Raw genomic sequence first — 16,768 nt, forward strand, 5'->3', positions numbered from 1 at the left:
GCTCCAATCTTGCAGAATTGCGCAGGTTCCAACTCCAGGGTCTAGACCTATTCCTTGCTCTTGATGCGGTCCCGGACGGGAAATGCCACATCGAATACCCCAACCAAACTAAGCAGAAAAAAAGCCGGCGGGAAAACGAGCAGCAGCACAATGCCGATAATCGGCAGCGTCTTGTTCCACCTTTTGGCATGGGCCACGAAGAAAAGCAATGAAATCGCTTGAATCGCAAAAGCTGTACTCAGCAGCGGCAGCAGGTTCAGGACAAGCGTGAACACCGTCGACTTGGTGTCCCTCGCGAACATTTCCAGAACAAGCGCAATGACATAAATCCAGATGAACGATTTCGGCAGCATCCAATCCTTCACAGCCCGGAAGGCCGGAATCGACTCGCCCGCCCGCACCAGAAAGCGTCTGGCGATCGTATGCGATATCACCGTATACACGATGGAAAACACGATCATGTACAGCGGAAGCATCTGGACCGAGAGCTGAACGAGCGTATCGACATCGATGCCGATCAGACTTCTCATCTGCGGCGAATACATATTGAACGATTCGATCATGAAAGCCTTGATTTTACTTATCGGATTCAGGCCGAGCAATTGGGCGATCACCAGACTGATCAGCAGCTCTGCAAGCAGCGTGACGGAGCCGGCCGTCAATACGTTTCTGGCCGGGGCGCGTTTTTTGTACAGGTTGCCCATCTGAATGACCGGCGGCAGCAGGAATAAGGACACCGCCACCAGCAGCGCACCGACCCAGCCCGCCAGCAACGAGGAGACAAGCACGTACACGATGGCCAAACACGCCAGATAATGAATGAGAAACGCCTTAGTTCCAAGCCGCACATACATCACCAATACCGGCACAAGCAGGAAAAACATCGTGATCAGCATTAACGGCGGCAAGAAAAACGATAACAAGGTTAACATATAAACAATGCTCCATACGAGCATTCGCGGCTTCTGCGTTTCCTGCAAGCCCTTCACCTCTTACGCAAGTGATCTTCTAACGCGGATATATCGCCATACCATTCTTCGAGCTGATGGCCTTCTTCGCGATGTTTTTTCATTTTCTCCATCACCGCTTCATCCAGACTTCGCAGAGAGATGCCGAGCCGTCTGCCAAGAATATAGCAGCATGCCACAAGACTTGCGAGCCCATCCATCATTTTATGATGGCTTCCTTCCCATATGCCTTTAAGCAGATGAGCCAGTTGATCAACCAATTCCGTCTTCAGCCATTCGATGATTTTGGCCCGCTTGGCCAGGTCGATATCCTTATCCATGAATGACAAAACGGCTTCACCCCTTACGTCGGGCACTTTCAAATAGTATACCACAATTGCTATATTTTTTGTTCGGACTGCCAGAGCTTGAAGCAATAATCAATAATATCACTACGCCGAATAATGCCGATAAATACTTCGCTGTCATCGATGACGGGTACATAGTTTTGCCGCGTAGCGAGCGTGATCAGATCCTGCATCTGCTGGTCGATGCGCACCGGCTTGATCGCCATATGCTGCGGCACATCCTTCAGCTGTACCTTGTGCGCGTGCTCAAAGCCGATCTCCGGCGAGCGCTTCAGCTTCCACAGCAGATCGCCTTCCGTAATCGTCCCCGCGTACCGGCCTTGATCGTCGACCAAGGGGACCGCCGAATAGCGGTGATATTCCATCCGTTCAAGCGCCTGTCTGATCGTCGAATGCGGTGATAAATAAATAACCTGATCCTTAGGTACTAAGAAAAAAGCGATATTCAAGGAACCCCCAACCTTTCTTCAATTGCCAGTTCGACAAGTCGGCATGATCCGCCCCGACTTCGCGAACAACCTCTTTTCAAGTATAAAAGCGCGATGAATACACCCCTTCCACTATATCACGTTCAGGCCCTTATTGAAAAACTGTAGGCACGGTATTTCTTTCATCTGCCAGAAGTCCGTTTGTTGGAATGAGGGGGAATCCCCCTTCCCTTTTCGCATGGCTCCAGCCAGCCGCAAGCCCAAAAACAAACGCAAAAAAGGACTGACGCAAACGTCAGTCCCCTTGTGTCCAAACCATCAGGCTTCGACCTATTCCGTTGTGTAAGGCAGCAATGCGATTTGACGGGAGCGCTTGATAGCGATCGTCAGAGCGCGTTGGTACTTAGCGGAAGTTCCCGTTACACGGCGTGGAAGAATCTTGCCACGCTCGCTGATGAACTTCTTCAACGTCTCGATATCTTTATAATCAATGTGCTTGATTTTATTTACAGTGAAGTAACAAACTTTACGGCGCTTGCCGCCTTTTTTGCCACGTCCGCTGAACTTTCTTTCGCCGCGTTCGCCACGGTCTTCGGAACGTTCTCTTTTTTCAAATGCCATTGTTCTCCATCCTTTCTACGTTAGATTCATTCCATACCGTTCCTTAGAACGGCAGATCATCGTCGGAAATATCGATCGGTCGCCCGTCGTCCTGGAACGGATCTTGATTGTTATCGCGTCCACCGCCGTAGCCGCCACGGTTGCCACTGCTCCCGCTTCCGCCGCCATAATTACCACCGCCGCCGCTGTTATTGCCGCTGCCACCGCCGTAATTACCGCCTCCCGCGCCGCCGCCTTCCTCACGGTTGCCGCTGTTCGCCGATTCCAAGAAACGCACATTGTCAGCAATGACTTCAGTCACGTAAACGCGCTTTCCCTCATTGTTGTCATAGTTGCGCACTTGAATTCTGCCTTCTACAGCAGCCAATCGACCCTTGCGAAGGTAATTCGCGCAAGTCTCCGCCAGTTGGCGCCAAGTGACGATCGGGATAAAATCCGCTTCCCGCTGCCCGCCTTGGTTAGAAAAAGGCCGGTCTACTGCAAGGGTAAACTGGGTCACAGCCACACCTGCAGGCGTATAGCGCAGTTCAGGGTCGCGTGTCAGTCTACCGATCAGAATCACACGATTCAACATCCGCATTCCCTCCCGGATTCACTGCCTGCATCGCTGCCTGCAGCGCGCTCGATTACAGCACTTAATTAAGCTACGTCTTTCGTGATCAGGTAACGAATGATTTCGTCAGAAATCTTCATCACGCGGTCAAGCTCAGCAATAACTTCATTATTAGCGTTGAATTGTACCAACACATAATGACCGTCACGGAACTTGTTGATCTCATACGCAAGACGGCGCTTACCCAACACATCGTGCTTCGTAATTTCGCCACCGTTGTTGATGATGCCTTGGAATTTCTCCACCGCAGCCTGAACCGCTTCTTGCTCGATATCAGGACGGATGATGTACATCACTTCATATTTGCGCATGTTGTCACCTCCCTTTGGACTATGGCCCCTGACCGGCTTGTACCGTCAGGAACAAGGAGCGAGAATAAACCTAAGTCAAAAACTCGCACCTGAATACTATACCAGAATGAACGCATCAAATCAAGCAAAACCCTGCCAATAATTGATCTACATGCCTCCGATGCTTCTGGGCCAATCTAAACCTACATCTACAAGCAGGAGGTGACCTGTGATGGGTGAATGGAGTCAATTCCGTCCCGGCGATAAAGCGCCGAACGACGGCGAGTATATGGAAGTCGGTGAAGATGCCTTCCATATGGGGATTAATGACCCCAAGATCGTCAAGCTCAAAAAAGGAGACGCCTTCCCGGATACGAGCAACCACAACCGCAAGTGGAAGCGCATGTTCCGCGGATGATGCCTTCTCCCGTCCGCCTTCCATATAAGCGGACGGGGCTTATTCTCCCTGTTGCCGCCTACTTTGGATAATCCGTAGCTATAGCGGCTTATTATGAATCGTATCGATACTCCAAGCAAAGGAGACTTTGACTGATGAATTATAAATGCACGGCTCTCTTTACCGTCATCGGCGCGGCGTTATGTCTGATCCACTACTTCGGCCATGAATACGACCCGGTGTATCTGCTGTTCTATTCGCTGAGCGTACCGGCCTGGTTCTACCCGATTTTTACGTATACCGACGTCAATCCCCTTCTGCTCTACCTGCTAACCACGCTTTCCTGGACCTTGATAGGCTACGTAGTAGACCGTTTTTCCGTCTACCGTCGCGACCGCAGCACGTCCAGATAAGCCAGATATGTACAACCCTCTTTTTTCCGCTCCTTGCGACTCCTTCCTTCCCTAATCCCTGGAACAACGGCTATCCATCCCAGTCGTTTCCAGGGATTGTCTTTCTCTTTCTATTACCCTTGTCCCCTAAACTAACGATTTTCAATGAAATATAAAGAAAAATAAATATTTAATCGCTTACATGGGTTTTTCGCTTCCCCGCGTTACCTTGTTTTTATGTATAATTTCATATCGTAGACATCGGCCCCGACTTTTCTGAGAGTGGAAAGTCATATTTCTCTATGGACTAAGGAGGATTTCTCGCTTGAACAAACAATTGAATAGCAACGGATGGTTCAGCAATACCCGGCAGGATGTTTTATCCGGCATTACGGTTGCACTCGCCTTGATTCCCGAAGCGATCGCTTTCTCTATTATCGCGGGTGTCGATCCGATGGTAGGTCTTTATGCTTCCTTCTGTATCGCAGTTGTCATCGCCTTCGTCGGCGGAAGACCCGGGATGATCTCCGCGGCGACAGGCGCCATGGCTTTATTAATGGTGAATTTGGTCAAGGACCACGGCCTGGAATATTTATTCGCCGCTACCGTACTGGCGGGCATTCTGCAAGTGATACTCGGTATGCTGCGCCTTGGGCAGCTGGTTACATTTGTCCCGCATTCCGTGATGACCGGCTTTGTGAACGCGCTCGCCATCCTTATCTTCATGGCCCAGCTCACTCACTTCACCGGCGCGGGCTGGTTAATGTATGGACTGGTAGCGCTGACGCTCGTTATTATTTACTTGCTGCCGCGGATAACCAAAGCCGTACCGTCCGCCCTTGTCGCCATCATCGTGGTGTCGATATTGACGATCAGTCTCGGCATGGACGTGAAGACGGTAGGCGACATGGGCAAAATGACCAGCGAGCTGCCTGTCTTCCACCTGCCTCAAGTACTGCTCTCGCTCGATACGCTGTGGATCATCCTGCCCTATTCGATCTCCCTGGCCATGGTCGGCATTCTCGAATCGCTGCTGACTGCGACCATCGTGGACGAGATGACGGATACGACCAGCGACAAAAACCGCGAGGTCAAGGGACAAGGTATCGCCAACATCGTGACCGGCTTTTTCGGCGGTATGGCGGGCTGCGCGATGATCGGCCAATCGGTCATCAACGTCAAGTCGGGCGGGCGTACCCGTCTCTCTACCTTGGTGGCGGGCGTTTTCCTGCTCTTCCTGATCATCGTGCTCGGAGATGTCGTCAAGCAAATCCCGATGGCGGCCCTTGTCGGTGTCATGATCATGGTATCGATCGGAACGTTCGATTGGAAATCGGTAACACGGCTGAATAAAATACCGCTCTCCGACGCGATCGTCATGATCGTGACCGTGACGATCGTGGTCGTTACGCATGACTTGTCTTACGGCGTCTTCGCCGGCATCCTTCTGAGCGCGGTCATCTTTGCCTGGAAGATGTCCAAGATTCGGATCGCCTCCTCCCTTCGGCCGGATGGGAGCCATGTCTACCGGGTTTCCGGCCCGATTTTTTTCGGCACAGTTTCGGAGCTTCTGGCTTCCTTCTCCTATCTGGAGGACCCGGAGCAAGTCATCCTTGATCTGACCGACTCCCATGTATGGGACCACTCGGCCGTTACAGCCATCTCCAAGATCATCGCCAAATATCAGAGCCTCGATAAGCAGGTCACGATCATCGGGCTCAATGAAGAAAGCCGGACGCTGATCGACCGGACCGATTTGGTCGTGCCTCAAGGCCGTTAAACCGAAAGTAGGACCTAAAGGGATATCCCCTTAGGTCCTTTTTTGGTGCTTCTGCGCTTTTACACACCTGTTAATAAAAAAAAGGATAACACGCCTACGGCGGTTATCCACATGTTTATAACTTTTGGCCGGAGGCATTTGCATGTTCTCGAAAAAGTTATCAACAATCTGCATGCTCGCTTCCACTCTCCGGTTTATCCACAGTCGGCCTATAATTATGATCTCTTGTCATAATTGATTTTATCAAGATAGGAATCCACCACTTGATTGCCGGTTCTGATGCTGTCGCTGATCGTTAAAATAACATAGTTTCTTGTTCTGCGGATAGCATAACCTCGCAAGCGTTCATATTCCTCTGCATTCTCCACTCGATATTTTTCCGCAAGCTCATTGCAATAGGAGCTTAACGCAGTTTGAATGCTGTCGGCACTTTGTGAATTGTTCGCTTCGATGATTGAGAATTCTCGGGCACTCCCATCTGTGCTGACGAACACTTTCGCGCTGGAAACATCAGCATTGGGCACGCCGCTGTAATGCTCCATGATCTGGGCAGCGTTCAGTTCCTCCATGTCCTTGTAATAAACCGACGACGTTAGCATAAACTCGGAAAACTTATTAAGATCTATTTTTGTTTTGGGGCGCATCAGACCGTACATACTGGTCAGGACAAGAACGACAGCTATTACGGCAGCAACGACTTTATTCTTTGAAATAGTATTTATGATGGCTCTCCTCCTTGCCTCAGAGACTGACTCCTAAGATCCCGTCGATGGTACGCAGTTCACCTTCTAGGTCCAATACGAAGATCTATAAAGAAAAAGACCCCTACGCATAATTTTAACGTAGAAGGTCTTAACGAATCAGTCAGCTACTTTTCCGCTTAAATTTCCCCGTTTATAGAAACAAAAAAGTGGCTCCACCCTAGAGCCACTTGGTTAGTTATGTATGGCGGAAAGAGTGGGATTCGAACCCACGCACGGCGCGAGCCGCCTAGCTGATTTCGAGTCAGCCCCCTTGGGCCTCTTGGGTACCTTTCCGCATTTTCAAAAGGGACAAGTAGTATAATACCACACAACCGGTCCCTATTGCAAGAGGTATGCCCCTATATTTTTTAACTTTCAGCAGATGCTTCCGAATTCGCCTCCGCGTTCGAGCGGAGTACCTTCTTTAGCTTGCTTTCGAACTTGGCGCGGGGTACGAGCACACTGTGCTTGCAGCCGACACACTTGATCCGGATGTCCATGCCCATGCGGATGATTTCCATTTCATTCGTCCCGCAAGGGTGCGGCTTCTTCATCTGCACAACATCGCCGAGCTCATACTGTTTTCTCTCCATCAGGCTTCCGCTATCTCCTTCCTCAAGACGCTATCCGGTATTTAGGGAAGCTCCATACCTTCTTCCCTGAGCGCCTTACGAATTTGCTCATTAAGCTTCCGTGTTACGTTACTGGCGGTATTCGGCTTGCACTCCGCGGTTACCCGAAGCGTGATCTCCGAACCGCTGACATTTTGGATTCCCAGAACCTGAGGCTCCTTCACCAAATCAACATTTTCTTCATATCCTTTTTTAATCGTATCCTCTAATAATTTCCTTATCTTTTCAATATCAGCTTCTTGACTGATAGGAACATCGATGACCGCCAGGGCGTTATGAATAGAGAAATTGGTTACCTGAGCAATCGTCCCGTTTGGAATAATATGGATTTCCCCTGTCCAGCTTCTGATCCGGGTCACCCTTAGCCCTATTTCCTCTACATTTCCTTTAAATGCTCCGATTTGCACCACATCGCCTACTGCAAATTGATCCTCAAAAATAATGAAAAAGCCGGTTATAACATCCTTCACCAAGCTTTGTGCGCCAAAACCGATAGCAAGCCCCACCACCCCTGCCCCAGCAAGCAGCGGACCAAGATCAATATTAAATTGACCCAGGATCATTAATATCATAATAAAATTAACAATATAGGTTAGAATATTTCCCACAAGCTTGCCAATGGTTTTGGTACGTCGGGTATCCAGCTTCAATGGATTTTTATCCCGTGCGACGATCAATTTCTCCACGGCTCGATGGGCAACCTTGGTTATCGCTCGAGCGACTAAGTAGATTAGCGCAATTTTCAACGCGATAATGAGGATGCCCAGCCACAGCTCCGGATTGGATATATAGGTAACAAATCTTTGCTGTAAACCCTCCCAGCTCTGCTCCCATTCCTTAATGGACTTAACCTCCGTTATGAGTGGAGGATTCGTGAACACAAGCATCCCCTCCCCTCATTCCATCGTAACATACTTTCCATCGATTTTGGAATAAATGCCTCGGATTTCGACCTTCTCACTTCTCACAATCTCCTTCACTTCCAGTAACGCCTCTTCCGGAAACTCCAACGATAGAGCACAGCCGGCCGTAATTTCCTTCGGAGTCGGGCACATATCATTTTCGATATCGGCATACTCCAGCAGCATCTCGGCTCGCAGGGCCTGTTGGGTCGAATCGAACGCCATCAAGAGCATATTTTCCGACTCCTCTCTCCAAGCTAATCCCCTAGATCTGAACGTATTCTTTGAAAATTTTTGCAGCCATCCTATTTCTTTGGATCGAGTGAGTATAAAACCTATCTACAATCCGTATACTAGTACTATTCTATTCAACCGTATGTTACTAGTCCTGCCAATCCTTCATCTCCCAAGGAGGGAAAGCCTGTGAAGCTTCCATTTTCGAAAGATGTCTCCCCTAAAGAAAGAGAAACCGCCCCATCTTCGCAAACCCTTAAGATTATGCATTCGGAAACGAATTGTATCGAGCTCTTATCCGAGGCTTTATTTTCATCTATCCAGGAAGTTCCGGCACAGCAGCCTATCATTATCGTATGCGTAGGCACAGACCGGTCTACGGGCGATTCCCTGGGACCGCTTGTTGGCTCTCAGCTGAGACGCATGGCTCTGGATGGAGTTCATCTATACGGTACGCTAGATCACCCTGTACATGCGATGAATTTAAGTGAGACGCTGACGACGATTTACCAACACTTTAATAATCCTTACATTTTAGCGGTGGACGCATGTCTTGGCCAACTAACCAGTGTAGGCTGCATACAGCTCGGTCAAATTCCGGTTAAACCTGGTGCAGGTGTTAACAAGGAGCTGCCTCCGGTCGGCAATATGCATGTCACCGGTATTGTTAATGTAGGGGGATTTATGGAATATTTCGTCCTTCAGAACACTCGTCTAAGTCTTGTCATGTCGATGGCGGAAGCCATCGCCAAGTCTATTCATTCCGCGCTATTGATGAAGCGTAGATGGTCTCCTATTCCTTTAGTGAAGATCGATTGATCGCTTCCTTCTCCTCCGGCGACAAGGCGTATTTCGACTGCCCTTTTACCAATGGCTTGGCATACACATAGGCTTGATCCCGATTATGTATCGCGCTAAGTACGACTCCTGTTGCTTCCTCATCTACCAGAGCGATAGCAAAGCTCAAATCACTGCCGCTTTCAGAAAAGGCATTAAACCGGTATACACCCAGTCTTGACTTCATGCGGATCATGTCCTGACGGATGTTCTGGATGGATTGATCCGCCTGATCAGTCTGCACCTTCAGGGCATTATACCGATCTTGTAGTCCGATAACTACTTCTTCTATATTCATTCCCGTCTGACCATTTAGAAGTGCCGTATATGTCTTTTTTACTCGATTAAGCTTCACCCACATGATAATAAGCAGAATCAGAAAAATGAACAAGATTGCTGCCGCGGCAAGTAAAACAACTTCGATTGGTAGTTCCATTCAAACGCCCCCATGTTCGCGATTACGGCTTCATATGCTTCGCTATTTCCCTTATTGCCTCTACCAGCTGCTCGACTTCGCTCTCCGTAGTAAAACAACCTACGCTAGCCCTAACGGCTCCCCGTTCCATTGTGCCGGCCGTTTCATGCGCAAGCGGAGTACAATGATAACCGGCTCTCACCGCTATCCCGAACGACTGATCGAGAATGAAAGCTATTTCAGACGAGTCGGTTTGAGCGACGGTGAACGACACGATGCCGGTTTTAGCTTGTCCGATATCCGGCCCCAGTATCTCTACCCCTTCGATTCCCAGCAAGCCTTCCATCATTTGTTGAGTCAAATTCCACTCGTGCTGGTATACACGTTCCACGGTTTCTCGCTGAACCCATTTCACTCCCTCAACAAGGCCAGCAATACCCGGCGTATTTTGCGTACCGCCTTCGAATCGATCCGGTCGTACCGTGGGCTGCTCGATCGCCTCCGATTGACTTCCCGTCCCGCCATGAAGCAAGGGATCAAGCTCGATATCGGGATGCACATATAACCCTCCCGTTCCCTGGGGGCCTAGAAGGCCCTTGTGACCCGGGAAAGCAAGCATATCGATCCCCATGCTATTGACATCAATATCGACCGTCCCAGCTGTCTGTGCAGCATCTACAAGCAGCTTGATCCCTCGTCCTCGGCATAGCTCTCCCAGGTCGGATAGAGGCAATATACTTCCCAATAAATTAGAGCTGTGGTTGCATACGACCAAACGGGTAGTTGGGCCTATAGCCGCTGCCACATCATCCAAATTAAGATGACCTTGTGCATCTGTTTTTACGTAACTAACTTTAACATCGCGTGTTTGCCGCAAATACTCGAGCGGTCTCCTGACAGAGTTATGCTCCACAGCCGTACATATAACATGATCGCCTTCTTGCAGAAAACCTTTAATCGCCAGATTCAACGCCATCGTTGTATTTAATGCGTACGATATATCATTTGGATTTTTGATGCGGAACAATTTGGCAAGCTGCTTTCTTCCCTCGAATAATGTCCTGCTTGCCTTCACGGCCATCGCATGACTTCCCCGCCCCGGATTGGCCGCATACTGCTCCATGCATTCCACCATAGCCTTCACGACCTCAGGGGGCTTAGGCCATGACGAAGCAGCATGATCCAGATATATAGTCGACATCCTTTATTCCTCCTCTTGTGAAATGCTCTCATTTACACAAATATAGCATACCTAGAACCTCCTGATCTTATCAGGCAGATCCCTGGTATGCTATGAGTTTAGTCTACGAGGTTTTGCCTTGCAAGAGCTCCAGCAATCGGTTCAGGTCATCATTCGAGAAATACAGCAGCTCGATTTTCCCTTTGTTATTGTTATGTTTGATTTTTACGGTCGTTCGGAAAGCCTCACGCAAGTTTTCTTCGATCTGATCAATATAAGGATCCTTGCGTTTCGGCTTCTGCTTATTCTTTTTCGTATCGTTCTTTTCTTCCAGCTTTTTAACTTCCTCTTCCAGCTCGCGAACGCTCCACTGCTCTTTGATGGTCGTATCCGCCAAAGCTTTAATCAGCTTTTTGTCCTTTAAGCCTACGATAGCTTTGGCGTGACCCATCGATAATGTTCCACGTGAAACATATTCCTTCACTTCCTCAGGCAGCTGAAGCAGTCGAAGGAAGTTCGCAATATGCGACCGGCTCTTTCCTACTTTCGTGGATAGCACTTCCTGAGTTAAGGAAAACTGATCGATTAGAGCCTGATAGGCGATTGCAATTTCCAGAGCATTGAGGTCTTCCCGCTGTACGTTTTCGATCAAGGCGATTTCCATCACCTGTTGATCGGTAAACTTCTTGACAACTGCAGGTATAGTCGCCAATCCCGATACCTGAGAAGCGCGGTAGCGTCTTTCTCCGGCAATAATCTCGAAGCCCTTCAGTACGCTGCGAACAATTATCGGTTGAATAACTCCATGCTCCTTAATGGAGGAAGCTAGTTCCTGAATCGATTCGTCGTTGAAGTGCTTTCTTGGTTGATAAGGGTTTGGACGAAGCTGAGACAACGGAATTTCTACTACTTTATCATCATCATTTATACTAAGTGCCGGCAAGAGTGCATCCAATCCTTTTCCTAAACCTGTTCCAGCTCGCTTACTCAAACCTCAATCACTTCCTTCGCCAGCTCCAAGTACACTTCCGCACCTTTGGATCTTGGGTCATAGGTGATGATCGACTGTCCATGACTCGGAGCCTCGCTTAATCTTACGTTTCTTGGGATTATAGTTTGATAAACCTTTTGTTGGAAATACTTTTTAACCTCTTCGATAACCTGCATCCCCAGGTTAGTTCTTGCATCAAACATCGTCAGCAGAACGCCTTCAATTTGCAAAGTAGTATTCAAGTGCTTTTGGACCAATCGAACGGTGTTCAATAATTGGCTCAGTCCTTCGAGCGCATAATATTCGCATTGAATAGGGATAATGACGGAATCGGCAGCCGTTAAAGAATTGACGGTTAGAATCCCCAGTGAAGGCGGACAATCGATCAGAATATAATCGAATTGCTGCTTGACCAAAGAAAGAGAACGTTTCAACCTAACTTCTCTTGAAATAGTAGGAACTAACTCAATCTCAGCTCCAGCCAGTTGGATGGTGGCAGGGATAATTTTCAAGTTTTCGATCGCCGTATCGACCATGGCGTCCTTCGGATGAACATCGTTAATCAATACATCATAGATACAGTACTGTACATCCGCCTTATTTATCCCGATACCGCTAGTCGTATTTCCTTGCGGATCGATATCGACCAGCAGCACTTTTTTACCGAGAGAAGCTAGAGAAGCGCCCAAATTAACGGACGTCGTCGTTTTGCCAACCCCACCCTTTTGGTTTGTGATGGCGATTATTTTAGACAACCTATTCACCTCAAATACTAGGATAGCCGAGCATGCAAGCAGCTAATGATATGTACATAAAGCCTTTGACTGTGAAGCCGCCCGTACCAGTAATGCGAACTTGCTAAGAGTCTACCCGACTTGCTAAACCACCATAATTCCCGGTACGCATCATGTGTAAACCCGTCAGGCCGGCAGCTTGGACCGCTTGCACAGACTCAAGTGCTTCAATAGCTTCCTTACAAACTGGCTTCGGAAAACTATCGGTATTCGGATTGCATAGAGGTAACCTGGCAATGTGGTAAAAAAAGATCATTAGAGAGATATGGGTGCCCTCCCCAATGACCAAAACTGCGTCTATTCTATTTTATCGTTTTGGAATTCGAATTACAATCTCATAGTGGTCATCCCGGTCATTTTCTTCCGTATTGATGGGTAAACCGGACGAAGTTACCATATCGACGGACTGCCGAATGGTATTCAAGGCTAGGCGAACATCCTTCGAGAAGGAAACCCGCTTAGATTTATTGCTTTTCACTTTTTCCGCTTCCTTGAGAAAGGCAATTCTCGTTTCGGTCTGTTTAACGTTTAACTCCTTGGCGATAATTTCCTCTAACAGCTTTACCTGCTGCTCTTCCTTTTCTAAGGAAAGCAGCGCTCTGGCATGACGCTCGGTAATCTTCCGTTCCATAAGTGCCAATTTGACCGGCTCGCTCAAATGCAGCAAGCGAATTTTGTTGGCGATGGTAGATTGGCTTTTGCCCAAACGCTGAGCTAAGCTCTCCTGAGTCAAGCTGTGGAGATCGATGAGTTGCTGGTAAGCGATCGCTTCCTCAATGGCAGTAAGGCCCTCGCGTTGAAGATTTTCGATTAACGCAATCGACGCGGCCTGAGCATCATTGAACTCGCGGATAATAGCGGGAATCGTTTCGAGTCCTAACTTTTTCACGGCACGCCAACGACGTTCGCCCGCAATCAGCTCATACTTTTGATTCCGCATTCTCACGACGATCGGCTGGATGACGCCATGCGTTTTGATGGTCTGACAGAGCTCTTCGATCCGTTCATCGTCGAAAATCGTACGAGGCTGATACGGACTAGCCACGATATCTTGAACAGGAATGTTTTTCACTTCATCAGTAGAAGTCTTCTCATTTAACCCGAACAATCTGGAAATCTGTTCCTTCATAACGATAACCACCCGATCTTTTTCATCATGATAGAACAAGCCAAGTTCAACTTTCCTATATTATTTATCCTTTAAGAAAAGTGACGTCACAGTCTTTACCGGCTGGGCAGCAAGCTTGTTCTCATCCCTGCTCAGCTTCGCTCATTTCCTGTTTCCAACATGGAACATCGCACCTGATTCACTCTATGTAAGTAAGTAATTGTAAGAATCCGTGCTATATGGTTACAACTAAATATTCTCCAGACGCACCTTATTTTCCTGCAAAGGCATCTACAGAACTTTCTTGTACGATTCTCCAAAAGAAAAACGTCTTGCGACGTTATGAGTAAAAATCGATGTTTTCGGTAAATTCTTCCCTCTGCATATAACAACTTATGTTAGCTTTTATAGGATGGAGTTGTTCCACGTGGAACAACTCTCTGTGTTCTTCCAATTTCATTTCACGGTGAAAGTAAGGGTGTTTTTAATGGTGTTCCCGCTTTTCTCGGATACTTTCGGGGCGTTGATGCTATCTTCCTTATCTCAACTAATTGTCTCGTAGATTCTTCTATAGGAAGCTGGAAATGATAAGTATTTACCCATTCCCCTTGTAATTCCTTCAGGCTGAATCCGGCTTCTTTCAGTTCGTCCTGTACATCCTGCCCTTTCATCGCCACAAACCTACCTTTAGGTTTTACGAAGGGCAAGCAAAATTCATTGAGTACAGCGAGCTTGGCAACCGCTCTGGCAGTAACCAGGTCATATCGGTCCCGATGCTCGGGAAGACGCGCTATATCCTCAGCACGTCCATGCACGCAGCGCACCTCCTGAAGCTCGAGCTCCGTCACGATATGCTGCAAAAATTGAATTCGCTTGTTAAGAGAATCAACAATAGTAACCTTCAAGTGAGGAAAGGCAATCTTTAGCGGAATACTTGGAAAACCTGCTCCGGAACCGATATCAGCCAGGGAATGGATGTCCGTCATCTTCGTAAAAAAAGCCAAGGAGAGCGAATCATAGAAATGCTTCACATAAACCTGTTCCCTCTCCGTGATACCGGTCAAATTCATCCGTTCGTTCCAGTCCACCAGTTCGCGATAATACGCTTCGTACTGACTGAGCTGGGGCTCGGTCAGTACGATCCCTTTCTCCTGCAATAATTCGCAAAACAACCGCTGAACGTTATCCATCATTGCGCCCGTGCCGCCACGACTCTGTTATAGTGCTCGAGATGAACCAACAGAATGGAAATATCGGCAGGTGTGACCCCGCCAATACGGGAAGCTTGCCCGATCGAGATTGGACGGATCTTGGCCAGTTTCTGCTTGGCTTCCGTCGCGATCCCATGAATTTCTTCATAGATAATATCGTCGGGGATCCGTTTCTTCTCCATCTTCCGCAGACGTTCTACCTGCAGCAGCTGCTTTTCGATATAGCCGCTGTATTTCACTTGAATCTCGACCTGTTCCTTCATATCGTCTGTCAACTCCACAGGCGACGGGAAGAGAGCATGAAGCTTCTCATAAGAAATCTCGGGGCGGCGGAGAAGCGAGATCAAGTCTACCGAATTATTTAGCAAGGTACTGCCGAGCGATTGAAGCATGGCTTGCACGTCTTCGGTTGGCTTTACCTTTGTTGTTTTCAACCGTTCGATTTCTTCCTCCACACGTTGGACCTTTTCCAGATAACGGCCATAACGCTCTTCCGTGACCAAGCCAACCTCATAGCCTATTTTCGTCAGACGCAGATCGGCATTGTCATGACGAAGAAGCAAGCGGTACTCGGCACGCGAGGTTAATAGACGGTATGGTTCAGTCGTCCCTTTCGTCACCAGATCATCGATCAGAACACCGATATAAGCTTCGGAGCGCTCCAGCACGATCGGTTCCTTGCCTTGCGCCTTACGCGCCGCATTAATCCCGGCCATGATCCCTTGAGCGGCCGCTTCCTCATAGCCGGACGTGCCATTAATTTGACCGGCGGTGAATAATCTGGAAACCGCTTTGGTCTCCAGGGAAGGCATCAGCTGTGTCGACACGACGGCATCATATTCAATCGCATAGCCCGTTCGCATCATTTCCGCCTTCTCGAGCCCTGGAACCGACCGGACAATTCTCAACTGCACATCCTCCGGCATACTCGTAGATAAGCCTTGAACATAATATTCCTTCGTATTGCGGCCCTCTGGCTCCAGGAATACTTGATGCTGCGGCTTATCGCTGAACCGGACAATCTTATCCTCAATCGATGGACAATAAAGCGGCCCCGTTCCTTCGATCGCACCCGAGAACATCGGCGCACGATGCAAGTTTTCGCTAATAATCCGGTGCGTATCTTCAGACGTATAAGTCAGCCAGCATGGCAGCTGATCGGGAACCTCTTCCGTCGTATCGGCGGAGAAAAACTTCGGCTTGTCATCACCCGGCTGAATCACCGTCTTCGAGAAGTCGATCGTATCCTTATGCACGCGCGGCGGCGTTCCCGTCTTGAACCGGATAAGCTCCAACCCATGCTTGCGCAAATCCGCCGACAGCTTAACGGCCGGTTGTTGATTGTTGGGACCCGATTCATACATGAGCTCGCCCATGATGATCTTGCCGCGCAGGTACGTTCCCGTCGTCAACACGACCGACTTGGCATAATAAGTCGCCCCGGTTTGAGTTATGACTCCCTTGCAGACGCCATCTTCAACTACGAGATGCTCAACCATGCCTTGACGCAGCGTCAAGCCTTCTGTCTTCTCGATCGTCTCCCTCATCTTGTGCTGGTAGAGGAATTTATCGGCTTGCGCTCGCAGCGCATGAACAGCCGGTCCTTTTCCCGTATTCAGCATTCTCATCTGGATATAGGTCTTATCAATATTCCGTGCCATTTCTCCACCAAGCGCATCGATCTCCCGTACGACATTCCCTTTAGCCGGCCCTCCGATGGACGGATTGCAAGGCAAAAAAGCGATCATATCGAGATTTATCGTCAACAGGAGCGTGTCACAGCCCATACGCGCGGAAGCGAGTGCAGCTTCACACCCGGCGTGCCCCGCTCCGATGACAATCACATCATACTCACCTGCCGTGTAACTCATTCTGTCTACCTCCT

21 protein-coding genes and 1 tRNA gene are annotated in these 16,768 nt (G+C 48.7%); 4 read left to right on the forward strand and 18 right to left on the reverse strand.

Going from position 1 to position 16,768, the window contains the following annotated elements; translation table 11 throughout:
• Nucleotides 1-47: 47 nt before the first annotated feature.
• The 6 genes from GSF01_RS25495 to rpsF all read right to left on the reverse strand — a co-directional run bounded on the left by GSF01_RS25495 (nucleotide 48) and on the right by rpsF (nucleotide 3,288).
• A complete protein-coding gene (locus tag GSF01_RS25495) occupies nucleotides 48-980 on the reverse strand; it encodes a DUF2232 domain-containing protein (protein WP_159888092.1) in 933 nt (310 codons plus the stop codon).
• A 5-nt stretch (nucleotides 981-985) separates the two neighbouring features.
• Nucleotides 986-1,288, reverse strand: coding sequence for a MazG-like family protein (locus GSF01_RS25500; protein WP_159888123.1), 303 nt, complete (start codon nucleotides 1,286-1,288; stop codon nucleotides 986-988).
• A 59-nt stretch (nucleotides 1,289-1,347) separates the two neighbouring features.
• Complete coding sequence (locus GSF01_RS25505; RefSeq protein WP_159888093.1) at nucleotides 1,348-1,764, reverse strand: CBS domain-containing protein; 417 nt, start codon at nucleotides 1,762-1,764, stop codon at nucleotides 1,348-1,350.
• A 309-nt stretch (nucleotides 1,765-2,073) separates the two neighbouring features.
• Nucleotides 2,074-2,364, reverse strand: a complete 291-nt coding sequence (gene rpsR / locus GSF01_RS25510; RefSeq protein WP_072334001.1) for a 30S ribosomal protein S18 — start codon at nucleotides 2,362-2,364, stop codon at nucleotides 2,074-2,076.
• Nucleotides 2,365-2,407: 43 nt separating this feature from the next.
• Complete coding sequence (gene ssb / locus GSF01_RS25515; RefSeq protein WP_159888094.1) at nucleotides 2,408-2,938, reverse strand: single-stranded DNA-binding protein; 531 nt, start codon at nucleotides 2,936-2,938, stop codon at nucleotides 2,408-2,410.
• A 65-nt stretch (nucleotides 2,939-3,003) separates the two neighbouring features.
• Nucleotides 3,004-3,288: a 30S ribosomal protein S6 gene (gene rpsF / locus GSF01_RS25520; RefSeq protein WP_159888095.1), complete on the reverse strand. Its 285-nt coding sequence runs from the start codon at nucleotides 3,286-3,288 to the stop codon at nucleotides 3,004-3,006.
• 211 nt (nucleotides 3,289-3,499) lie between these two features.
• Here rpsF and GSF01_RS25525 point away from each other — a divergent pair, with 211 nt between their 5' ends.
• From GSF01_RS25525 to GSF01_RS25535, 3 genes are all read left to right on the forward strand, one after another.
• A complete protein-coding gene (locus GSF01_RS25525; protein ID WP_159888096.1) occupies nucleotides 3,500-3,685 on the forward strand; it encodes a YjzC family protein in 186 nt (61 codons plus the stop codon).
• Nucleotides 3,686-3,819: 134 nt separating this feature from the next.
• Entirely contained in the window at nucleotides 3,820-4,077 is a 258-nt protein-coding gene (locus tag GSF01_RS25530) for a hypothetical protein (protein WP_159888097.1), read from the forward strand.
• Nucleotides 4,078-4,381: 304 nt separating this feature from the next.
• The gene (locus GSF01_RS25535; RefSeq protein WP_159888098.1) at nucleotides 4,382-5,836 is read left to right on the forward strand and encodes a SulP family inorganic anion transporter; all 1,455 of its coding nucleotides are present in this window, start codon (nucleotides 4,382-4,384) and stop codon (nucleotides 5,834-5,836) included.
• 215 nt (nucleotides 5,837-6,051) lie between these two features.
• On the opposite strand, the gene GSF01_RS25540 is transcribed toward GSF01_RS25535, so the two are convergent.
• The 5 genes from GSF01_RS25540 to GSF01_RS25560 all read right to left on the reverse strand — a co-directional run bounded on the left by GSF01_RS25540 (nucleotide 6,052) and on the right by GSF01_RS25560 (nucleotide 8,347).
• Nucleotides 6,052-6,405 carry a DUF4358 domain-containing protein gene (locus GSF01_RS25540; RefSeq protein ID WP_159888099.1) on the reverse strand — a complete coding sequence of 118 codons (354 nt, stop codon included), beginning with the start codon at nucleotides 6,403-6,405 and terminating at the stop codon, nucleotides 6,052-6,054.
• 377 nt (nucleotides 6,406-6,782) lie between these two features.
• Nucleotides 6,783-6,873: transfer RNA gene (locus tag GSF01_RS25545), tRNA-Ser, on the reverse strand.
• Between the two features lie 74 nt (nucleotides 6,874-6,947).
• On the reverse strand, nucleotides 6,948-7,172 hold the full coding sequence (locus tag GSF01_RS25550) for a DUF951 domain-containing protein (RefSeq protein ID WP_159888100.1): 225 nt from the start codon (nucleotides 7,170-7,172) through the stop codon (nucleotides 6,948-6,950).
• A 41-nt stretch (nucleotides 7,173-7,213) separates the two neighbouring features.
• Nucleotides 7,214-8,092, reverse strand: a complete 879-nt coding sequence (locus GSF01_RS25555; RefSeq protein ID WP_235941737.1) for a mechanosensitive ion channel family protein — start codon at nucleotides 8,090-8,092, stop codon at nucleotides 7,214-7,216.
• A 15-nt stretch (nucleotides 8,093-8,107) separates the two neighbouring features.
• Nucleotides 8,108-8,347 (reverse strand): DUF3343 domain-containing protein, encoded by a 240-nt coding sequence (locus tag GSF01_RS25560; protein WP_159888102.1) that lies wholly within the window; start codon nucleotides 8,345-8,347, stop codon nucleotides 8,108-8,110.
• A 189-nt stretch (nucleotides 8,348-8,536) separates the two neighbouring features.
• Between GSF01_RS25560 and yyaC the strand changes: the two genes are divergently transcribed.
• Nucleotides 8,537-9,166, forward strand: coding sequence for a spore protease YyaC (gene yyaC / locus GSF01_RS25565; RefSeq protein WP_159888103.1), 630 nt, complete (start codon nucleotides 8,537-8,539; stop codon nucleotides 9,164-9,166).
• Here the strand turns inward: yyaC and GSF01_RS25570 are convergent.
• The 7 genes from GSF01_RS25570 to mnmG form a co-directional block, all read right to left on the reverse strand.
• A complete protein-coding gene (locus tag GSF01_RS25570) occupies nucleotides 9,141-9,620 on the reverse strand; it encodes a DUF4446 family protein (protein ID WP_159888104.1) in 480 nt (159 codons plus the stop codon). The two genes, yyaC and GSF01_RS25570, sit on opposite strands and share 26 nt — an antisense overlap.
• A 22-nt stretch (nucleotides 9,621-9,642) precedes the next feature.
• A complete protein-coding gene (locus GSF01_RS25575) occupies nucleotides 9,643-10,800 on the reverse strand; it encodes an aminotransferase class V-fold PLP-dependent enzyme (protein WP_159888105.1) in 1,158 nt (385 codons plus the stop codon).
• A gap of 103 nt (nucleotides 10,801-10,903) precedes the next feature.
• On the reverse strand, nucleotides 10,904-11,770 hold the full coding sequence (locus GSF01_RS25580; RefSeq protein ID WP_159888106.1) for a ParB/RepB/Spo0J family partition protein: 867 nt from the start codon (nucleotides 11,768-11,770) through the stop codon (nucleotides 10,904-10,906).
• On the reverse strand, nucleotides 11,767-12,525 hold the full coding sequence (locus GSF01_RS25585; protein ID WP_159888107.1) for a ParA family protein: 759 nt from the start codon (nucleotides 12,523-12,525) through the stop codon (nucleotides 11,767-11,769). Before GSF01_RS25585 ends, GSF01_RS25580 begins: the two co-directional genes overlap by 4 nt.
• Nucleotides 12,526-12,871: 346 nt before the next feature.
• Complete coding sequence (gene noc / locus GSF01_RS25590; RefSeq protein WP_159888108.1) at nucleotides 12,872-13,693, reverse strand: nucleoid occlusion protein; 822 nt, start codon at nucleotides 13,691-13,693, stop codon at nucleotides 12,872-12,874.
• Between the two features lie 440 nt (nucleotides 13,694-14,133).
• Nucleotides 14,134-14,862, reverse strand: a complete 729-nt coding sequence (gene rsmG, locus GSF01_RS25595; protein WP_159888124.1) for a 16S rRNA (guanine(527)-N(7))-methyltransferase RsmG — start codon at nucleotides 14,860-14,862, stop codon at nucleotides 14,134-14,136.
• The gene (gene mnmG, locus GSF01_RS25600; protein WP_159888109.1) at nucleotides 14,862-16,754 is read right to left on the reverse strand and encodes a tRNA uridine-5-carboxymethylaminomethyl(34) synthesis enzyme MnmG; all 1,893 of its coding nucleotides are present in this window, start codon (nucleotides 16,752-16,754) and stop codon (nucleotides 14,862-14,864) included. Before mnmG ends, rsmG begins: the two co-directional genes overlap by 1 nt.
• Nucleotides 16,755-16,768 lie beyond the last annotated feature (14 nt).

Source organism: Paenibacillus puerhi (assembly GCF_009846885.1).
In the GTDB taxonomy this organism is placed as follows: Bacteria; Bacillota; Bacilli; order Paenibacillales; family NBRC-103111; genus Paenibacillus_G; species Paenibacillus_G puerhi.

Coding starts and splice junctions, on each gene's coding strand:
- GSF01_RS25500 (WP_159888123.1), bottom strand. CDS start 1,288: ATGGATAAGGATATCGACCTGGCCAAGCGGGCCAAAATCATCGAATGG.
- rpsR (WP_072334001.1), bottom strand. CDS start 2,364: ATGGCATTTGAAAAAAGAGAACGTTCCGAAGACCGTGGCGAACGCGGC.
- ssb (WP_159888094.1), bottom strand. CDS start 2,938: ATGTTGAATCGTGTGATTCTGATCGGTAGACTGACACGCGACCCTGAA.
- rpsF (WP_159888095.1), bottom strand. CDS start 3,288: ATGCGCAAATATGAAGTGATGTACATCATCCGTCCTGATATCGAGCAA.
- GSF01_RS25525 (WP_159888096.1), top strand. CDS start 3,500: ATGGGTGAATGGAGTCAATTCCGTCCCGGCGATAAAGCGCCGAACGAC.
- GSF01_RS25530 (WP_159888097.1), top strand. CDS start 3,820: ATGAATTATAAATGCACGGCTCTCTTTACCGTCATCGGCGCGGCGTTA.
- GSF01_RS25540 (WP_159888099.1), bottom strand. CDS start 6,405: ATGGAGGAACTGAACGCTGCCCAGATCATGGAGCATTACAGCGGCGTG.
- GSF01_RS25550 (WP_159888100.1), bottom strand. CDS start 7,172: ATGGAGAGAAAACAGTATGAGCTCGGCGATGTTGTGCAGATGAAGAAG.
- GSF01_RS25560 (WP_159888102.1), bottom strand. CDS start 8,347: ATGCTCTTGATGGCGTTCGATTCGACCCAACAGGCCCTGCGAGCCGAG.
- GSF01_RS25570 (WP_159888104.1), bottom strand. CDS start 9,620: ATGGAACTACCAATCGAAGTTGTTTTACTTGCCGCGGCAGCAATCTTG.
- GSF01_RS25575 (WP_159888105.1), bottom strand. CDS start 10,800: ATGTCGACTATATATCTGGATCATGCTGCTTCGTCATGGCCTAAGCCC.
- noc (WP_159888108.1), bottom strand. CDS start 13,693: ATGAAGGAACAGATTTCCAGATTGTTCGGGTTAAATGAGAAGACTTCT.
- rsmG (WP_159888124.1), bottom strand. CDS start 14,862: ATGGATAACGTTCAGCGGTTGTTTTGCGAATTATTGCAGGAGAAAGGG.
- mnmG (WP_159888109.1), bottom strand. CDS start 16,754: ATGAGTTACACGGCAGGTGAGTATGATGTGATTGTCATCGGAGCGGGG.